Consider the following 849-nt stretch of genomic DNA (forward strand, 5'->3'; position numbering starts at 1 on the left):
GGATGCCGCTGTTTTGCAGCAGGACGGCGATGGTGTGTCCGACGCGTCCATAGCCGCCGATCAACACCGGTGGATTCGACTCATCGATCGCCATGTTGGGCACTTCTGGCTCTGCGTTGCGCCGAATGCTGACCAGGCGGCGCGCGATGGTCTGATTGAAGCGGATCAGCAGCGCTCCAGCAATCATCGAGAAAAGGACAGAGGTCAAGACGATCTGCCCGAGTTCGACGCCAATCACTTGCGCGTCGAGGGCAATGGCGAGCAGGGCGAAGCCGAACTCGCCGCCCACGGCGAGCAGCAACCCGGTCTGCCACGCGGTCATGGCCGAGATGCCGCTTCTACGCACCAGCGCGGTGACCAGCAAGGCCTTGCTCACCAACAGTAGAAGTGCACCGAGTGCCGCCCACTGCCAGACGCGAGGAATCGATGCCGGATCGATGAGCATGCCGATGCCGACAAAAAAAGAGGCCGAGCAGGACGTCACGAAAGGGGCGAACGGTCGATTCGATCTGGTGACGGAATTCGGTCTCCCCGAGCATCATGCCGGCCAGAAATGCGCCAAAAGCTAGCGATAAACCGAGATTGTTGGTCGTCCAAGCCGCCAGCAGGGCGACCAGCAGGACCGCCAAGGTGAACAACTCGGCCGAGCGTCGTTTGGTAACCAAGCGAAAAAGTGGGCGCAACAGCCAGCGGCCGGCAAAAAACACTAGTGCGAAGGCGAGCGCAGCCTTGGCGGCCGCCCAGCCGAGGGAACTCACCAGCAGGTCCGCGCCATCGCTCATGCCGAGCACCGGGATCACCACCAGGAACGGAACCGCCGTCACATCTTGAAAAACCGACATGGCGAGG

The 849-nt window shown here is 61.8% G+C and carries 1 pseudogene; it reads right to left on the reverse strand.

The features are described 5' to 3' along the window. Nucleotides 1-849 (reverse strand): annotated as a pseudogene (locus E4Q23_RS21275) (cation:proton antiporter); the annotation flags it as partial.

The sequence above is a fragment of the Candidatus Accumulibacter phosphatis genome (assembly GCF_012939955.1).
Taxonomy (GTDB): Bacteria; Pseudomonadota; Gammaproteobacteria; order Burkholderiales; family Rhodocyclaceae; genus Accumulibacter; species Accumulibacter delftensis.